Genomic DNA, 16,846 nt, shown 5'->3' with positions numbered 1-16,846 from the left:
ACTGTCATGGGCCATTGGTTGGCGACTGGCGCGCACCCGTGCTGTGCCGCGCCCACAGGACCGGCGACAATGCGCGCCAGTCCTGGCTAGGCACCGTTATGAGGCTCGCAGCGACGGCCTACCGTGCACAACCATATGAGACGTATCGCAGCGCGCGGCATCGCGGCCGCATGCAACGTACCGCGCAGCACAGCGACACCGGCCGCTCAGATGGACGAATGCACATACCGGCCCAGCACCTCGATGGCCTGACACCTTCCCCGCCTCGACGGACGCCGGCAGCCGTTGCGCTGCCGACCGCGTTCACGCATGCCCACCCACCGACGGCGTCTGCGCTTCCAGGGCTTCCAGCTGGCGGGCCACCGCTTCGGGCGACTTGGTAAACGGCGCGATCAGGCTGTAGAACGCCGGCACCACGTACAGCGACAACAACGTGGACAGCGAGACGCCGAAGATCACCACCACGCCGATGGTGGCGCGGCTGGCCGAGCCAGGCCCACCGGCCACCACCAGCGGAATCGCGCCGACCACCGTCGCAATCGAGGTCATCAGGATCGGGCGCAAACGCACCGATGCCGACTCCACGATGGCTGCATGCACACTGCGCCCTTCGTCGCGCAACTGGTTGGCGAATTCCACGATCAGGATGCCGTTCTTGGCCGCCAGTCCCACCAGCATCACGATGCCGATCTGACTGAACAGATTGAGCGTGCCGCCGGTCAGCCACAGCCCCACCAGCGCGCCCAGCACGGCCAACGGCACGGTGAGCATGATCACCAACGGGTGCGCGAAGCTTTCGAACTGCGCGGCCAGCACCAGATACACCACCAGCAGCGCCATGCCGAAGGTCAGCAACACCGCACTGCCCGATTGCTGGTACTCGCGCGATTCGCCTTTCCAGTCCACCTGCGCATATTCGGGAAGTTCTTCCTGCGCGGCCTGCTGCGCCCAGGCGATGGCATCGCCAAGCGGGTAGCCCGGGGCCAGGCCGGCGGTGATGGTGATCGCACGCAGGCGATTGAAGCGATTCAAGGTGCCGGCTTCGGCCACTTCGCTCAAGGTCACCAGGTTGGACAGCGGGATCAGTTCGCCACGGTTGGAACGCACGCGAATGGCGGTGAGGTCTTCCGGCGACATGCGGCCTTCGCGCCCGGCCTGCAGCATCACGTCGTATTCCTCGCCGTTGTCGACGAAGGTGGTGACGCGGCGCGAGCCCATCAACGCTTCCAGCGCCCCGCCGATGGCAGTGACCGGCACGCCCAGATCGGCCGCGCGCAGGCGGTCGATATTGACGCGCATCTGCGGGCGGGTCTCCTTGTAATCGGAGTCGGGGCCGACCAGACCGGGGTTGGCTTCCATGCGCTGCAAAATGCGGTCGCGCCATTGCGCAATCTCCGCGTAATCCGGCCCGCCCAGCACCAGCTGGAACGGTTGTCCACGGCTACGCACCAGCCCGCCGCTCACCTGCGTGCGCGCACGCACGCCGCTGAGCACATTGAGTTTCTGCTGCACCTCATCGGCCACTTCGGTGGTGGGGCGGGAGCGCTTTTCCCAATCCTGCAAGAACACGCTAACCCGGCCGGTGTGCATTTCCTCGCTGCTGCCAAAGCCGCCGGGCACGCGCGGGTTGGCGCGCACGATGGGTTTGTCCGGCCCCACGAAGGGGCGCAGGATGTCTTCCACCTGATGCATCTGCCCCACCGTGTAATCGAAGCCGGCACCTTCCGGGCCGTCGATCATGATCTGGAAATTGCCGCGGTCTTCGGCCGGCGCCAGTTCGGAAGGAATGCGGCCCATCAGCCATGCGCTGGCGCCCAGTGCCAACAGCATCAACAGCGCAAAGATCCAGGTGCGGTGCACATGCCGCTCCAGCGAGCGCCCATACGCACCGGACACCGCCTGCATGCGCCCATCGAACCAGCGGTGGAAGCGATTGGGCTTGGCCTGCCCATGCGCGCGCAACAACTTGGACGACATCATCGGCGTCAGCGTCAGCGCCACGAAGGCCGAGATCGCCACTGCCGCCGCCAGCGCCACTGCCAATTCGCGGAACAGCCGCCCGGTATTGCCTTCCAGAAAACCGACCGGCAGAAACACCGCCACCAGCACGGCCGTGGTCGCGATCACCGCGAACGCCACCTGCCCGGTGCCGCGCTTGGCGGCCACCAGCGGCGGTTCGCCCAGATCGATCCGGCGCTGGATGTTTTCCACCACCACGATGGCGTCGTCCACCACCAGGCCGATACACAGCACCAAGGCCAGCAGGGTGAGCAGGTTGATCGAAAAATCGAAGGCGTATAGCGCAATGAACGCGGCAATCAGGCACACCGGTACCGTCACCGCAGGAATCAGCGCGGCACGCGCGCTGCCCAGAAACACCCAGATCACCACCAGCACCAGCACCACCGCTTCCACCAGCGTGTGATACACGCGCTCCACCGCCGCATCGATGAAGGTGGTGGTATCGAAGGCAACGAAGATGTTGGTGCCCTTCGGGAGCGACTTCTGCACTTCTTCGGCTTGCGCGCGCGCTTCGCGCGCCACGTCCAGCGCATTGGCGGTGGAGTTGCGCACGATGCCCAGCCCCACGTTGGGCACGCCATTGCTCTGGAAATAGGCGCGCCGCTCGGCCGAGGTCAGCTCCACCCTGGCCACATCGCCCAGCCGTACCACGTAACCGCCCTCGCCCTTGTTCAACGGCAACTTGGCGAAGTCTTCGGGCTTGAGATAACTGCGCTCCACGCGCAAGGTGAAATCGCGCTGCGCCGATTCGATGCTGCCGGCGGGCAGCTCGACGTTTTCGTTCTGCAGCGCCGCTTCCACATCGGTCACGGTGAGTTCGCGTGCCGCCAATTGGTCGCGGTCCAGCCAGATACGCATCGCATAGCGCTGGCGCCCGCCGATCCGCACCTGCGCCACGCCATCCAGGCTGGAGAAGCGGTCGACCACGTAGCGCTCGGCGTAGTCGGACAGCTGCAGCGTGTCCATCGTGCTGGAGCTCATGTTGAGCCACAGGATGGGGTCGGCGTCGGCTTCGACCTTGGAAATCTCCGGTGGACGCGCCTGGTCGGGCATGCGGTCGGACACCCGGCTGACCGCATCGCGCACGTCGTTGGCGGCCGCTTCCACATCGCGCGATTGCACGAACTCGATACTGATGTCGGAGGAGCCATTACGGCTGCGCGCCTCGATGGTGGAGATGCCCTCGATGCCGGCCAGCGCGTCTTCCAGCACCTGGGTGATGCGGCTTTCCACCACTGCGGCAGAGGCGCCGGTGTATTCCACATCCACCGAGACGATGGGCGGGTCGATGGCCGGCAACTCGCGCAGCGTGAGGCGGGTGAACGACATCACCCCCAGCACGATCAGCAGCAAACTCATCACCACCGCCATCACCGGGCGGGTGATCGACAGGTCGGAGAGTTTCATTGTGCGGCCGCCTGCGGGCGTGGCGCTGCGGGCGCGGCCTGATCGGCAACCTTCAGGCCCGGGCGCAGCTTGCCGGTGCCATCGACCACGATGCGCTCACCGGCCTTGATGCCTTCGAGGATTTCCACCTTGCCGTCGCGACGCTCGCCCAGCCGCACATCGGCGCGCTCCACGGTGCTGTCGGGCTTGACCCGGAAGACGTACGATTCGCGCCCCACCTGCACCACCGCAATTTCCGGAATCACCACCGCCTGCCGCGCCGGCTGGAACAGCCGCACATCCAGCAGCATGCCCGGACGCAGCCGGCGATCGTCGTTGGGGAAATCCGCACGTACCGTCACCGAGCGCGTGGTCTCATCGATCCGCGAATCGATGGTCACCACCTCGCCCTGGAACTGCGCGCCCGGATACGCCGCCGCGCTGCCGCTCACGGCATTACCGAGTTGCACCAGGCCGAACTGCGATTCCGGCACCTGGAAATCCACATACATGCGCGCCACATCGTCCAACGTGGCGATCACCGTGCTGGAGGTGATCAGCGAGCCAGGGCTGATCTGGCGGATGCCCAGCACGCCGGAAAACGGCGCGCGCACTTCGCGGTCGGTGATTTCCGCGCGCATCTGCTGCACCCGCGCCTGTGCGGCATCGCGCAGCGCGCGCTGCGTGTCCACGGTGGACTTGGCCACCAGTTGCTGGCCAACCAGACTCAACTGGCGGCGGTACAACTGGTCGGTCTCTTCGAAGGTGGCCTGTGCGGCGGTCAGTGCCGCCTGCTGCGAATTGCCGCGCAGACGCAGCAGCAATTGCCCGGCCTTGACCTCGTCGCCGCTGTCGAAATACACCTGCTCCACCACATCGCTGACCGCGGCGGTGAGCGCCACCGATTCGCGCGCACGCACGGTGGCGATCGACTGCACGGTCGAGTTCCAGGGTTGGGTGGCCACCGCCTGCACCGAGACCGGAATGGGTTTGGCGGCGGCCGGCGTGCTGGCCTGACGGCTACAACCGGCCAGGACAGCGGCCAACAAGAGCGCGGCGCAAACGCGCGCGCTGGGCAGAACAGGCATCAGAACATCCTGGCGGGGTACGTCGAAAGTTTACCGACCTAGCCGCCATGAATTGACAGAAAGGGCGCGCTTTGCACCATGACCAAAGACCCTTGCTGTCCTTGGCACGATGCGCTGGTCAGCGCGGCCAGCACCTGGCCGCGCATTCGCCAGACGGGCGCCGCCGGTATGCAATAACGGCGTGTATGGGGTCATACACCGCCGCTGCGTACACGCACCGCGTTTGCCTGACGACCGCATGCCCTGTCGTGTTCGCCGCCCTTAGAGCGGCGAACAAAACGTAGCGAGCAGTCAGGTGGGTGCGGACGGCGCACTCAGAACCGGAGTGTACGAGTGGCACATGCCGATTCCGAGCACCGGCCGCGCCCGCCTGGCGGCTGCGCAGGAGTTTTACTAGCCGCGCTTAGCGTTCCAGCCCCAGATATTCGAGCACATGGTGCGCCAGCGCCTCTACATTCTCACCATCGGCGTGAAGATGGATCTCCGGATTCTGGGGTGCCTCGTACGGCGAGTCGATCCCGGTGAAATTGGGAATCTGCCCGGCGCGTGCCTTGCGGTACAGCCCTTTCACATCGCGCGCCTCGGCAACGGCCAGCGGCACGTCCACGAAGACCTCGACGAACTCGCCCTGGTCGAAGCGTTCGCGCGCCAGCTGCCGCTCGGCACGGAATGGCGAAATGAAACTCACCAGCGCGATCAGGCCGGCATCGGCCATCAGCCGGGCCACTTCGGCCACGCGACGGATATTTTCCACGCGGTCTTCGTCGGTGAAGCCCAGGTCGCGGTTGAGCCCGTGGCGCACGTTGTCGCCGTCCAGGATGAAGGTGTGATAGCCCAGCGCGTGCAGGCGCTTGTCGACCAGGTTGGCGACCGTGGACTTGCCGGCCCCCGACAGCCCGGTAAACCACAGCACGCGTGGCGCTTGGCCCTTGATGCGCGCACGTGCGCTGCGATCCACGTCCAGATGCTGCCAGTGCACGTTGCCGGCGCGGCGCAACGCGAATTCCAGCGTGCCGGCGGCCACGGTGGCATTGCTTTGGCGGTCGATCAGGATGAATCCGCCGAGCACGCGGTTGCGCGCGTAAGGCGAGAACGCGATCGGTTCGTCCAGTGCCAGGTTGCAGTAACCCACCTCGTTGAGTTCCAGGCGCTTGGCGGCCAGCCGCTCCTGCGTGTTCACATCGACCTTGTGCTTGATCTCGCTGATGCTCACGGTCACGGTGCGGGTGCCGATCTTGAGCCAGTACGGGCGGCCGGGCAGCAACGCAGCATCGTCCATCCACAGCAGATGCGCGGCGAACTGGTCGGCCACCTCCGGCGGGTCGTCGACGGCGGCAATGATGTCGCCACGGCTGATGTCGATCTCATCGCGCAAGGTCAGCGTCACTGCCTGCCCGGCGCGTGCGCTGTCGACCTCGCCGTTGGCATCGCGCACGCTTGCCACCTGCGTGCGGCGCCCGGACGGCACGACCACCACCGCATCGCCCGCACGCACCTGGCCGGCGGCAATCGTGCCCGCATAGCCACGGAACTGCGCGTTGGGGCGGTTGACCCATTGCACCGGCAGGCGCAGGCCGCTACCAGCGTCCAGCGACTCCAACTGCACGGTGTCCAGGTGCTGCAGCAGATGCGGGCCGCCGTACCACGGCATCTGCGTCGAAGCGCTGGACAGATTTTCGCCCGCCAGCGCCGACAGCGGAATGCACTGCACCTGGGCGATGCCCAGCTGCGCGGCAAGTGCGGTGTAGCCTTCTGCGATGTCGGCGAACACCTGCGCGTCGTAATCCACCAGGTCCATCTTGTTGACCGCCAGCACCACATGCCGGATGCCCAGCAACGACACGATGTAGCTATGCCTGCGGGTCTGCGTCAGCAGGCCCTTGCGTGCATCCACCAGCACCACCGCCACATCGGCGGTCGACGCGCCGGTGGCCATGTTGCGCGTGTACTGCTCGTGTCCGGGGCAATCGGCCACGATGAATTTCCGCCGGTCGGTATCGAAATAGCGGTAGGCCACATCGATGGTGATGCCCTGCTCGCGTTCGGCCGCCAGCCCGTCCATCAGCAGGGCATAGTCGATGCCCCCGCCCTGGGTGCCATGCCGTCGGCTATCGCTTTCCAGCGCGGCAAGCTGATCGTCGAACAAGCGCTTGCTGTCGTAGAGCAACCGCCCGATCAGCGTGCTCTTGCCGTCGTCCACGCTGCCGCAGGTGATGAAGCGCAGCAGCGGCTTGGATTCGTGTTGCTGGAGGTAGGCGCCGATGGTGCCGGGAATTGGGAGTCGGGAATCGGGAATCGCAAAAGCGTTCTCCGCCAACGTGACGTCTTCCGGCAACCGCTGTTGCGATTCCCCATTCTCCATTCCCCATTCACTGCCCATCAGAAATACCCCTCAAGCTTCTTCTGTTCCATCGATGCGCCCGGGGCGTGGTCGATCATGCGGCCCTGGCGCTCGGAGCTGGTGCTGACCAGCATTTCGGCGATGACCGCTTCCAGCGTGTCGGCCTCGGAGTCGATGGCGCCGGTGAGCGGGTAGCAGCCCAGCGTACGGAAGCGCACCGAGCGCAGTTGCGGGGTTTCGCCCGGGCGCAGCGGCAGGCGCGCGTCGTCGACCATGATCCAGGCACCATCGCGCTCCACCACCGGGCGCGGGGCGGCGAAGTACAGCGGCACCACCGGAATCTTCTCGCGGTAGATGTACAGCCAGATGTCCAGCTCGGTCCAGTTGGAGAGCGGAAACACGCGCACGCTTTCGCCCGGACCGGTGCGCGCGTTGTACAGATTCCACAACTCCGGGCGCTGGTTCTTCGGGTCCCAGCGGTGGCGTGCGGTACGAAACGAAAAGACGCGCTCCTTGGCGCGCGATTTCTCTTCGTCGCGGCGTGCCCCACCGATCGCCGCATCGAAGCCGCCGTGCTCCAGGGCCTGCTTCAGGCCCTGGGTTTTCATGATGTCGGTGTGCACGGCGGCACCGTGGCTGATCGGGCCAACGTCCTGCGCAACGCCGTCGGGGTTGATGTGCACGCGCAGGTCCACGCCGGTCTCGGCCGCGCGGCGGTCGCGGAAGGCGATCATTTCGCGGAACTTCCAGCGTGTATCGATATGCAGCAGCGGGATCGGCGGCCGCGATGGCGCGAACGCCTTGAGCAGCAGGTGCAGCAGCACCGAACTGTCCTTGCCCACCGAATACAGCATCACCGGAGCCCGGAACTCGGCGGCGACTTCGCGCAGGATGTGGATGCTTTCGGCTTCGAGCCGGTCGAGATGGGACAGCGGCGGCAGGGTCATCGGAATGTCGTGGGTGTCGGCGGGCAGACCAGCCGATGGTAGGGCAAGGCGCTGCAGTGTGTGCCGCCCTGATGACTGCGCGAAATAAGCGCCCGGCATAACGCGATAACGGCAATTCCTTTCTGGTGGGCGCAACGCTTCCCTAACATCGTCCCTCTCATCAAATCCCCCGGATCCGAATGACCGCCGCCAGTTCCGCGCTACCGCCCAGCCCCTTGCCCGACGAGCGCAAGGCGCTGCTGGACCGGTTGGTCGACGGCCTGGATACCGCATCGCTGTGGTGGCTGTCCGGTTACACCGCCGGGCTGGCGCAGGGCCATCCGCCGCGCGCGCTGGCCGTGTTGCCGGGCGGACAAGCACAGGCAATCGCCCTGGAAGGCCAGCGCCTGACCGTGGTGTACGGCAGCCAGACCGGCAACGCGCGTCGCCAGGCAGAGCACCTGGCCGCCGAGGCCGAAGCCGCAGGTCTGAGCGTGCGCCTGTTGCGCGCCGACGCCTACCCCACCCGCGAGCTGGCCAGTGAGCGGCTGTTGTATGTGGTGATCAGCACCCAGGGCGAAGGTGACCCGCCAGACGATGCGATCGGCCTGGTGGAATTCCTGACCAGCCGTCGCGCGCCCAAGCTGCCCGAGCTCAAGTACGCAGTGCTGGGGCTGGGCGATTCCAGTTATGCCGATTTTTGCGGTATCGCCCGACGCATCGACGAGCGCCTGGCCGAACTGGGCGGCCGCCGCGTGCAGCCGCGCGGCGAAGCCGATCTGGACATCGACAGCGTCGCCGCGCCATGGCGCGCGCAGGCGCTCACGCATGCGCGCGAGCAACTCAAGGGCGGCCTGCACTCGGCCACGGTCACGCCACTGCGCAGCACCCCGGCCACGCCGGTGTGGTCGCAGCAGCAGCCGTTCGCCGCCGAGCTGTTGTCCAATCAGATCATCAGCGGGCGCGATTTCAAGGGCCCGGGATTTCGCGTCTACGCGGTCCCCGGCAAGCGCGTGCGTCATCTGGAATTTTCGTTGGAAGGCAGTGGCCTGAGCTATGAGCCGGGCGATGCGCTGGGCATCCGCCACCGCAATCCGCCTGCGTTGGTCGATGCGGTGCTGCAGACATTGCGGTTGGACGGCAACGCCGTTGTCACCGTCGGCGAGCAGACACTGGCTTTGCATGCATGGCTCGCCACCCAGCGCGAACTGACCAAGCTGTCGCGGCCGTTTCTCACCGCACATGCCGAGCGCGCAGGCGCGCAAGAACTGCAAGCGTTGCTCGCCCCCACCCAGACTGCCGGCCTGGCGTCGCTGCTCGCCGATCATCAGGTGATCGACGTGCTGCGCCGCTGGCCGGCGGATTGGGACCACGCCGGCCTGCTCGCCGCGCTGCGTCCGCTCACCCCGCGGCTGTATTCCATCGCCTCCAGCCGCAAGCGCGTGGGCGATGAGGTGCATCTGGCGGTGGACGAGGTCGCCTACCAGGCGCATGGGCATGCGCACCTGGGTTCGGCCAGCGGCTTTCTGGCCGCGCTTGCCGAAGGCGACACTGCGCCGGTGTACATCGAACCCAACCACCGCTTCCGCGTGCCGGCCGATACCGATCGCGACATCCTGATGATCGGCCCGGGCACCGGCGTGGCACCGTTCCGCGGCTTCGTGCAGGAGCGTGCGGAAACCGGCGCCAAGGGCCGTAACTGGTTGTTCTTCGGCGCCCAGCATTTCAATACCGATTTCCTGTACCAGGCCGAATGGCAGCTGGCCCTGCAACGCGGCGAGTTGCACGCGCTGGACCTGGCGTTCTCGCGCGACCAGGCCGAAAAGCTCTACGTGCAACACCGCCTGCGCGCGCGTGGCGCCGAGGTCCATGCCTGGCTGCAGGGCGGCGCGCACGTGTATGTGTGCGGCGCCACCCGCATGGGCAAGGACGTGCACGCCGCGCTGCTCGACATCGTCGCCACCCACGGCGCCCTGGATGCCGAGGCCGCCGCCGCGTATCTCACCCAATTGCAGGTGGAGGGGCGCTATGCGCGGGATGTCTATTAGTGCCGGGATTGGGGAGTGGGGATTGGGGATTCGTGAGAGCGGGTGTCCGCGATCTTTGTGCTGTGTGGGTAATGCCCGCGCTTTGCTGTTGCTAATCCCCAATCACGAATGCCGAATCCCGTTATGAGCCACTCCGTCGAAGACATCAAATCCGAAAGCCGCCGTCTGCGTGGATCGTTGCAGCAGAGCCTGGCCGATGCGGTGACCGGGGCGTTGCGTGAGGACGATCAGACGCTGATCAAGTACCACGGCAGCTACCAGCAGGACGACCGCGACATCCGCGATGAGCGGCGGCGGCAGAAGCTGGAGCCGGCGTACCAGTTCATGATCCGCACGCGCACGCCGGGCGGAGTGATCACGCCCACGCAGTGGCTGGCACTGGATGGCATCGCCACCCGTTATGCCAATCATTCGCTGCGCGTCACCACGCGCCAGGCCTTCCAGTTCCATGGCGTGATCAAGCGCGAATTGAAGGCCACCATGCAGGCCATCAATGCCACCTTGATCGATACGCTGGCCGCCTGCGGCGATGTGAATCGCAACGTGCAGGTGGCCGCAAATCCGCTGCTGTCGCAGGCGCATGCCACGCTGTATGCCGATGCGGCGCGCGTGTCCGAGCACCTGCTGCCCAACACGCGGGCGTACTACGAAATCTGGCTGGACGAAGAGCGCGTGTCCGGCTCCGGCAGCGAGGAGGAGCCGATCTATGGCGAGCGGTATCTGCCACGCAAGTTCAAGATCGGTTTCGCCGCACCGCCGCTTAACGATGTGGACGTCTTCGCCAACGATCTGGGCTTCATCGCCATCCTGCGCGAGGGGCAGTTGCTGGGCTACAACGTCAGCATCGGTGGCGGCATGGGCGCCTCGCACGGCGATGCGGAGACCTGGCCGCGGGTCGCCAACGTGATCGGCTTCGTCACCCGCGACCAGTTGCTCGATATCGCCACGGCCGTGGTCACCACGCAGCGCGACTTCGGCAACCGGGCGGTGCGCAAGCGCGCACGCTTCAAATACACCATCGACGACCACGGCCTGGACACCATCGTGGCCGAAATCGCGCGCCGCGCCGGCTTCGCATTGCAACCGGCGCAGCCGTTCGCGTTCGACCACAACGGCGACCGCTATGGCTGGGTCGAAGGCGAAGACGGGCGATGGCACCTGACCCTCTCCTTGCCGGCCGGCCGCATTGCCGACACCGACACCGCTGCGCATCTGAGCGGGTTGCGCGCAATCGCGCAGTTGAACGTCGGCGAATTCCGCATGACGCCCAACCAGAACCTGGTGATCGCCGGCGTACCGGCCAGCGAGCGCGCACGCGTCGACGCGCTGGTGGCGCAGTACGCGCTGGATGCCGGCAACCGCGCCGCCACCGCCCTGGCGCGCGGCGCAATGGCCTGCGTGGCGCTGCCCACCTGCGGCCTGGCGATGGCCGAGGCCGAGCGCTACCTGCCCGATTTCAGCGCCGCGCTGCAGCCGCTGCTGCAACAACACGGACTGGCCGACACGCCGATCGTGCTGCGCGTGTCTGGCTGCCCGAACGGCTGCTCGCGCCCGTATTTGGCCGAAATCGCGCTGGTCGGCAAGGCCCCCGGGCGCTACAACCTGATGCTGGGTGGCGACCGCCGCGGCCAACGCCTCAATACGCTGTATCGCGAAAACATCACCGAGCCGGAGATCCTGGCCGCATTGCAACCGCTGCTGGCGCGCTATGCCACCGAAGGCGACCACGCCAACGATGAAGGCTTCGGCGATTTCCTGCACCGCGCCGGCGTGATCGCGTTGCCACCCTACCCCACGCACCGTCGCCTCGACCTGGAATTGCTCGCATGACCGCGCTGCCTGCTGCATCGATTACCTCTTCTGCGTTCGACGATCTGGACGCGCTCAATGCGCAGCTGGAAGGGCTGCGCGCCGACCAACGCGTGGCCTGGGCGCTGCAGCATGGCCCGCAGAACGCGGCCTTGTCGTCCAGCTTCGGCGCGCAATCGGCCGTCACCTTGCATCTGCTCAGTCAGCAACGCCCCGACATTCCGGTGATCCTGATCGACACCGGATATCTGTTTCCGGAAACCTACCGCTTCGCCGATGCCCTGACCGAGCGACTCAAGCTCAACCTCAAGGTGTATCGCCCGCTGGTCAGCCGCGCCTGGATGGAAGCGCGCCACGGCCGCCTGTGGGAACAGGGCATGGTCGGCATCGATCAATACAACAACCTGCGCAAGGTCGAACCGATGCGGCGCGCCCTGGACGAACTCGAGGTGGGCACCTGGTTTACCGGCCTGCGCCGCAGCCAGTCCGGCGGCCGCGCGCAGACGCCGATCGTGCAGAAGCGCGGCGAGCGCTACAAGATCAGCCCGATCGCCGACTGGACCGATCGCGATGTGTGGCAATACCTGCAAGCACACGATCTGCCGTATCACCCGCTCTGGGAACAAGGCTACGTGTCCATCGGCGATTTCCACACCACCCGTCGCTGGGAGCCTGGCATGCGCGAGGAAGACACGCGTTTCTTCGGCCTGAAGCGCGAGTGTGGCATCCACGAAGACATCTAGCGGCAGCGGTCACGTGCACCTGTGCGGGTGACGCTTGACCAGCATGTGCTGCAGCTGCATGGGCAGGCTGCATCCAGGATGCAATGGTGGTGCACTGCGCGCCGTGCTCATGCACCGGCGCGCCCGTCACCGCGCCGAGGCACCGGCGTGCGTGCGCCGCATCCAGTAACGATCGAACGCCCACATCAGCAACAACGACAGGCCGACCAGCGGAAAGATCAGCCCGCACAGCACTAGCAGCACCATCAGGCCGCGTAGCGTGCACGGGTCGGCCGGCAACGACGGTACACCCAGGCCCCCGCTTGGGCGGCGCTTCCACCACATCACCGCCGCGCTGACGCACAACAGCACAATGGCGATGCAGGCGAACAACAGGATCAACTGGTTGGCAGTGCCGTATTGCTGCCCCAGGTGCACGTTGATGCCCCATTCCAGCAGCTTGGCCAGCGGCCCGTAGTCGCGGTAACGCATGTCCAGCAGCACCGCACCGCTGTATTGATCCAGGTGGATCACGCGCTGCCGCTGCAGATCGGCCGGGTACACCGACGCGGTATAGACCCCGGTCGCACCACGCGGCGGCGCCACGCTATATCCCGGCTGGATGCCGCGTGCCTCGAAACGCGCCATCGCTGCATCCAGACCGATCGCGCCGCGTCCCGGCGCAGCGAATCCAGCGGAATCGCCGTGATCGGCATGCGCGTTGTCTGCCGAATGCGCGTGTTGGGCCGCGTGCTCCGCCTGCGCCAGGTGCCCTGCGTATTCTGCTTGCTCTGCGTATTCTGCTTGCCCTGCGTGTTCTTCATGGCCTGCATGCGCTGCGCTTGTCGGGAGCGCTCCCTGCCGGGAACGCTCGGGATGCTCGTCGCCCACCTGCAACGCACGTGCGTGCTCGCCATGCGCGTGCTCATCCACCGCGCCAGTTGGCTGTGCAGGCACCACAGATTCCGGCAGGCGCGCCTGCCGCAACGACCATGCCGGCTCGCCGCTGTCGGTCAAGCGCTGCTGCGACATCGGCTGCTGCACGCGCAGCCCGGCGGGATAGCCGAAATCATGCCCATTGACCCAGCGATTGACCTGCGCACCCCACAGCCACGACCACGGCATGCCGGTCAGCGCCAGGAACAGCAGGATCGCACCAACCCCGGCACCGGTCACTGCGTGCAGGTCGCGCCAGAACAGCCGCTGTGTCGACTTGCCGCGCACGCTGATCACGCCGCCGCGTCGCCCGCGCGGCCACCACAGATACACGCCCGTGAGCACCAGCACGATGGCCCATCCGCCGGCCATTTCGATAAGGCCACGGGCATATGGCCCCACCAGCGCAAGACTATGCAGCCGGCGGATCGTCCAGCTGAGCGTGCCGTGCTCGGGCAAGGCGCCCAACACCCGCGCACGGTACGGATCGACATACACCACCTGGCGCACGCCGTGCGCATCCACCAACCCGATCTCCGCGCTCGCATCGGCGCGTTTGGGCGTGGTGTACACAAACAAGCGGCCGCCGTAGCGCCCTTGTGCAGCGGCAACCAACTGCTGCGCGGGCAGGCGCGCATCGCCTACCGGCACCACCTTCAACCCGTGGTGCACGCTGCGGTCGATGGCGTCCTGGTACAGGAACGCAGCCCCGGTCACCGCCAGCCAGATGATGAAAGGCAGCACAAGCAGCCCGGCATAAAAATGCCAACGCCACACCGCGCGATAGAAGCGCCAGCGGCTGGCTTGGCGCGACTCGTCCACGCCACCGTGGTCAATCGTTGCATGCATCAGAAGCTCCAATCCCACGACACCGACAACGCACGCCCATCGCCGGGCGAGTAACCGGAGCTGCCGCTGTCGTACCAGGCGTACACATACGCGCGATCGGTGACATTGCGTAGCTGCAGGCTGAGCGCATTGCGCGCGTCCACCGCCCAGCGCGCGCCCAGGTTGAGCAAGGCGTAGCCACCGGTGCGGCCCAACGTGTTGGTGCGTTCCAGGTAGTAATCGCCTTGTGCGTTGCCCCAGGCGCTCACCTGCACCGACGAACTGACCTGCCACTCCAGCCCGGCGGTGGCCAACCAGTGCGGCACGTTTTCGATCTCCTTGCCACGCGTGGCCGGGGCGCTCGGATCGGGCGTGACGATGCTGGCCTTCTGCCGCGAATACGAAACCCATGCACGCCAATGCTCGGCCGGCTGCAGGTTGAGCTGCGCATCCCAGCCGCGCCGCAGCGTACGGCCGACATTGGCCACATCGCCGATGCCGACCACGCCATTGACGCCGAGAACGGTCGCCACCTCCCCGGATGCGCGCTGCTCCCAATACGCCAGGCGCCCATCCAGCAGGGACGACGGCGCGAACTTGAAGCCGGTCTCCCAACCGTCGTTGATCGAGGGCCCGAGGTTGCCGGGCTGGCGACGGTAGGCGCCATCGCCGCTGCCGATCTGGAAGGTGCGCCCCCAGTTCGCATACACGCTGCTCTGCTCGCCCACGCGGTAGCTCGCACTGAACTTGGGTTGCTTGATGGTGCCGTAGTCGTAGACCGGCGCAATGCTGCCGGCCAGCACGTCGTGCAGCTGTCCATCGACACGATCGATGCGATACCCCGGCACCAGCTGCAGGCGCGCAATGGGGGTCAGCACCGCCTGCACATACGCGCCACGCGTGCGCAGGTCGTAGTCCCAATCGCGCAGCTGTGCCCCGCGCACACGGGCCACCGTGCGATACCGCTGCGATTGGTTGGCCTGCCACTGCGCATCCACCCCGGCTTCCAGGTTGGCCTGCAGCGCACCCCAGTCCGGCTGCCAGTTGCTACGCAGCAGCAGCCCGCGATGGGTTTCGTCGGTATCGCGTTCCTGCTGCAGCCCGGCCGCAGAAAACCGCACCCAGCGTTGGTTGCGGTAGTCGTTCTGGTAGGCCTTGGCGCTCCATTGCGCCTGCTCACCGAGCGCACCGTCCGCATGCAACGCAGTCTGGCGCAGACGACGCTCGCTTCGGTCGTTCTGCGCATAGTCCGGCGAACTGCGCGGCGCCGCACGCGCGGTGGCGGCATCCAGATAGCCGGCTTCCAAGGCATGGTTGTCGTAGTACCGCGTGGTGAGCCCCGCGCGGAATGCGCCGTCCGGGTCGGTGTAGAACCACTTGCCCGCCACGCTGCGCTTGCGTGCGTCGGCATGATCGCGATACCCGTCCGAGTCGCGCCAGGCCAGCACGTAGTTCTGGCTCCAGGCGCCCTGTTCGAAACCTTTGCTCAGTTGCACCTCGCGCGCATCGAAGCTGCCGGCCGTCACGCTCAAGCGGCCGTCGTTGCCGCCGGTACGGGTGAGCACGTCCACGCTGCCGGCAATGGCATTCAGGCCATAGCGCGCGTCGTTGGTGCCGCGCACGATCTCGATGGCGCTGATGTCCTGCGGGAACACCGCGTCCAGGTACGGCATGGCGCCGGCGTTATCGTTGCTGGGGATGCCGTCGATCAGCAGCTTCACCGCATTGATGCGCCCCTCGCCATTGAATCCGCGGAACGAAAAGCGCCCCGCATCGGTGCCCATGCGGAACTGGGTGACCTGCACCCCGGGCGCGCGCATCAGCAGTTCCCAGCTGTAGTCCACATGTTGATCGTGCAGCAGCTCGCCGCCGATCACATCCACCGAGCTCAGCACGCGTGCCGTGCTCGGGCTGCGCTGCGCATGTTCGCTCACCTGCACCTTGCCCAGCGTGAGTGCGGCGTCTTGCGCCTGCACATCGCATGCAGGCCCCCACACCAGCGCCAACGACGGCGCATACCACATCGTTTTCAACAACCGCAAACGCATGACCAACCCTTCGCCGTGACTGCACGGCCGCACAGCCGTGCGCTACCATCATCGCGGCGCGCATCGGCATCACTCGATAAGAAGCGAGTCGTCCGCACTGCCCGGCAGCGGCGCCGACAACCTCAGGCGCGTACGGGGCCTTGCTGCGTGGACGCCCGCACAGGGGCCACCTTATGCGCCCAATGGTGGCCCACGTGCGCCGAGTGCGGCCCATCGAAAGACCGAGCGTGCGCTTGCCTGGGTGAACACCGGAGCCGGCGTCGGCCGCAGTTGCAGCAGGCACAGCAACGCCACGATGAGCAATGGCAGCAAGCGTGCGGCCAGGACGCAGTAATCGCAGGCTTCGCCATGCGTCGCTGCATCATGGGTGCCGGCGTGCGGCATGTTCACTACGGCGCCGGAGTGCACGTCCGCAGCCAGACCGGGCGGCTGGGTTCGATGACCGGCATGCAGCGCGCGCTCTGCAGACAGTGCCGCAGCACCCATGCACATCGGCTCGATCGGCTGCGCCTGGCTCCAGCGGCTGATCAGCGGAGCGACCAGCATCAGCACCACCGCCAGACAGGCAAGCAGGGGCAACAACCGGTGGCGACGGGACAAGCGCAGCATGCGTCGAAGTGTAAGCCGCCACGCAGGCCGGGGCGATGGTCGCGGCCGATGCGCGACCGCATGTCGCACCTGGCTGTCCCGGT

The 16,846-nt window shown here is 66.5% G+C and carries 10 protein-coding genes and 1 other RNA gene; 3 read left to right on the top strand and 8 right to left on the bottom strand.

Features of this window, described 5'->3' with window-relative positions; genetic code table 11:
- Positions 1–303: 303 nt before the first annotated feature.
- The 5 genes from AC1POX_RS05805 to cysD all read right to left on the bottom strand — a co-directional run bounded on the left by AC1POX_RS05805 (position 304) and on the right by cysD (position 7,784).
- Positions 304–3,429: an efflux RND transporter permease subunit gene (locus tag AC1POX_RS05805; protein ID WP_372356849.1), complete on the bottom strand. Its 3,126-nt coding sequence runs from the start codon at positions 3,427–3,429 to the stop codon at positions 304–306.
- Positions 3,426–4,496, bottom strand: a complete 1,071-nt coding sequence (locus tag AC1POX_RS05800; RefSeq protein ID WP_008571895.1) for an efflux RND transporter periplasmic adaptor subunit — start codon at positions 4,494–4,496, stop codon at positions 3,426–3,428. Before AC1POX_RS05800 ends, AC1POX_RS05805 begins: the two co-directional genes overlap by 4 nt.
- A gap of 268 nt (positions 4,497–4,764) precedes the next feature.
- Positions 4,765–4,838: non-coding RNA, sX9 sRNA (locus tag AC1POX_RS05795), on the bottom strand.
- Between the two features lie 61 nt (positions 4,839–4,899).
- Entirely contained in the window at positions 4,900–6,858 is a 1,959-nt protein-coding gene (gene cysN, locus AC1POX_RS05790; protein ID WP_372356848.1) for a sulfate adenylyltransferase subunit CysN, read from the bottom strand.
- 17 nt (positions 6,859–6,875) lie between these two features.
- Positions 6,876–7,784, bottom strand: a complete 909-nt coding sequence (gene cysD / locus AC1POX_RS05785; protein ID WP_031424099.1) for a sulfate adenylyltransferase subunit CysD — start codon at positions 7,782–7,784, stop codon at positions 6,876–6,878.
- Positions 7,785–7,963: 179 nt separating this feature from the next.
- Between cysD and AC1POX_RS05780 the strand changes: the two genes are divergently transcribed.
- The 3 genes from AC1POX_RS05780 (at position 7,964) to AC1POX_RS05770 (ending at position 12,363) form a co-directional block, all read left to right on the top strand.
- On the top strand, positions 7,964–9,811 hold the full coding sequence (locus AC1POX_RS05780; RefSeq protein ID WP_011348411.1) for an assimilatory sulfite reductase (NADPH) flavoprotein subunit: 1,848 nt from the start codon (positions 7,964–7,966) through the stop codon (positions 9,809–9,811).
- Between the two features lie 123 nt (positions 9,812–9,934).
- The gene (gene cysI, locus AC1POX_RS05775) at positions 9,935–11,641 is read left to right on the top strand and encodes an assimilatory sulfite reductase (NADPH) hemoprotein subunit (protein ID WP_277571031.1); all 1,707 of its coding nucleotides are present in this window, start codon (positions 9,935–9,937) and stop codon (positions 11,639–11,641) included.
- The gene (locus tag AC1POX_RS05770) at positions 11,638–12,363 is read left to right on the top strand and encodes a phosphoadenylyl-sulfate reductase (protein ID WP_031424105.1); all 726 of its coding nucleotides are present in this window, start codon (positions 11,638–11,640) and stop codon (positions 12,361–12,363) included. The genes cysI and AC1POX_RS05770 overlap by 4 nt, the downstream gene beginning before the upstream one ends.
- Positions 12,364–12,489: 126 nt before the next feature.
- On the opposite strand, the gene AC1POX_RS05765 is transcribed toward AC1POX_RS05770, so the two are convergent.
- The 3 genes from AC1POX_RS05765 to AC1POX_RS05755 form a co-directional block, all read right to left on the bottom strand.
- A complete protein-coding gene (locus AC1POX_RS05765; RefSeq protein ID WP_372356847.1) occupies positions 12,490–14,127 on the bottom strand; it encodes a PepSY-associated TM helix domain-containing protein in 1,638 nt (545 codons plus the stop codon).
- Complete coding sequence (locus AC1POX_RS05760; RefSeq protein ID WP_209261419.1) at positions 14,127–16,130, bottom strand: TonB-dependent receptor; 2,004 nt, start codon at positions 16,128–16,130, stop codon at positions 14,127–14,129. Before AC1POX_RS05760 ends, AC1POX_RS05765 begins: the two co-directional genes overlap by 1 nt.
- 195 nt (positions 16,131–16,325) lie before the next feature.
- Entirely contained in the window at positions 16,326–16,763 is a 438-nt protein-coding gene (locus AC1POX_RS05755) for a DUF2946 family protein (protein WP_029820159.1), read from the bottom strand.
- Positions 16,764–16,846 lie beyond the last annotated feature (83 nt).

It is taken from the genome of Xanthomonas sp. NCPPB 3442, assembly GCF_056725145.1.
Note: the sequence above shows the minus strand (reverse complement) of the source record. Positions and strands in the feature narration are given on the sequence as shown.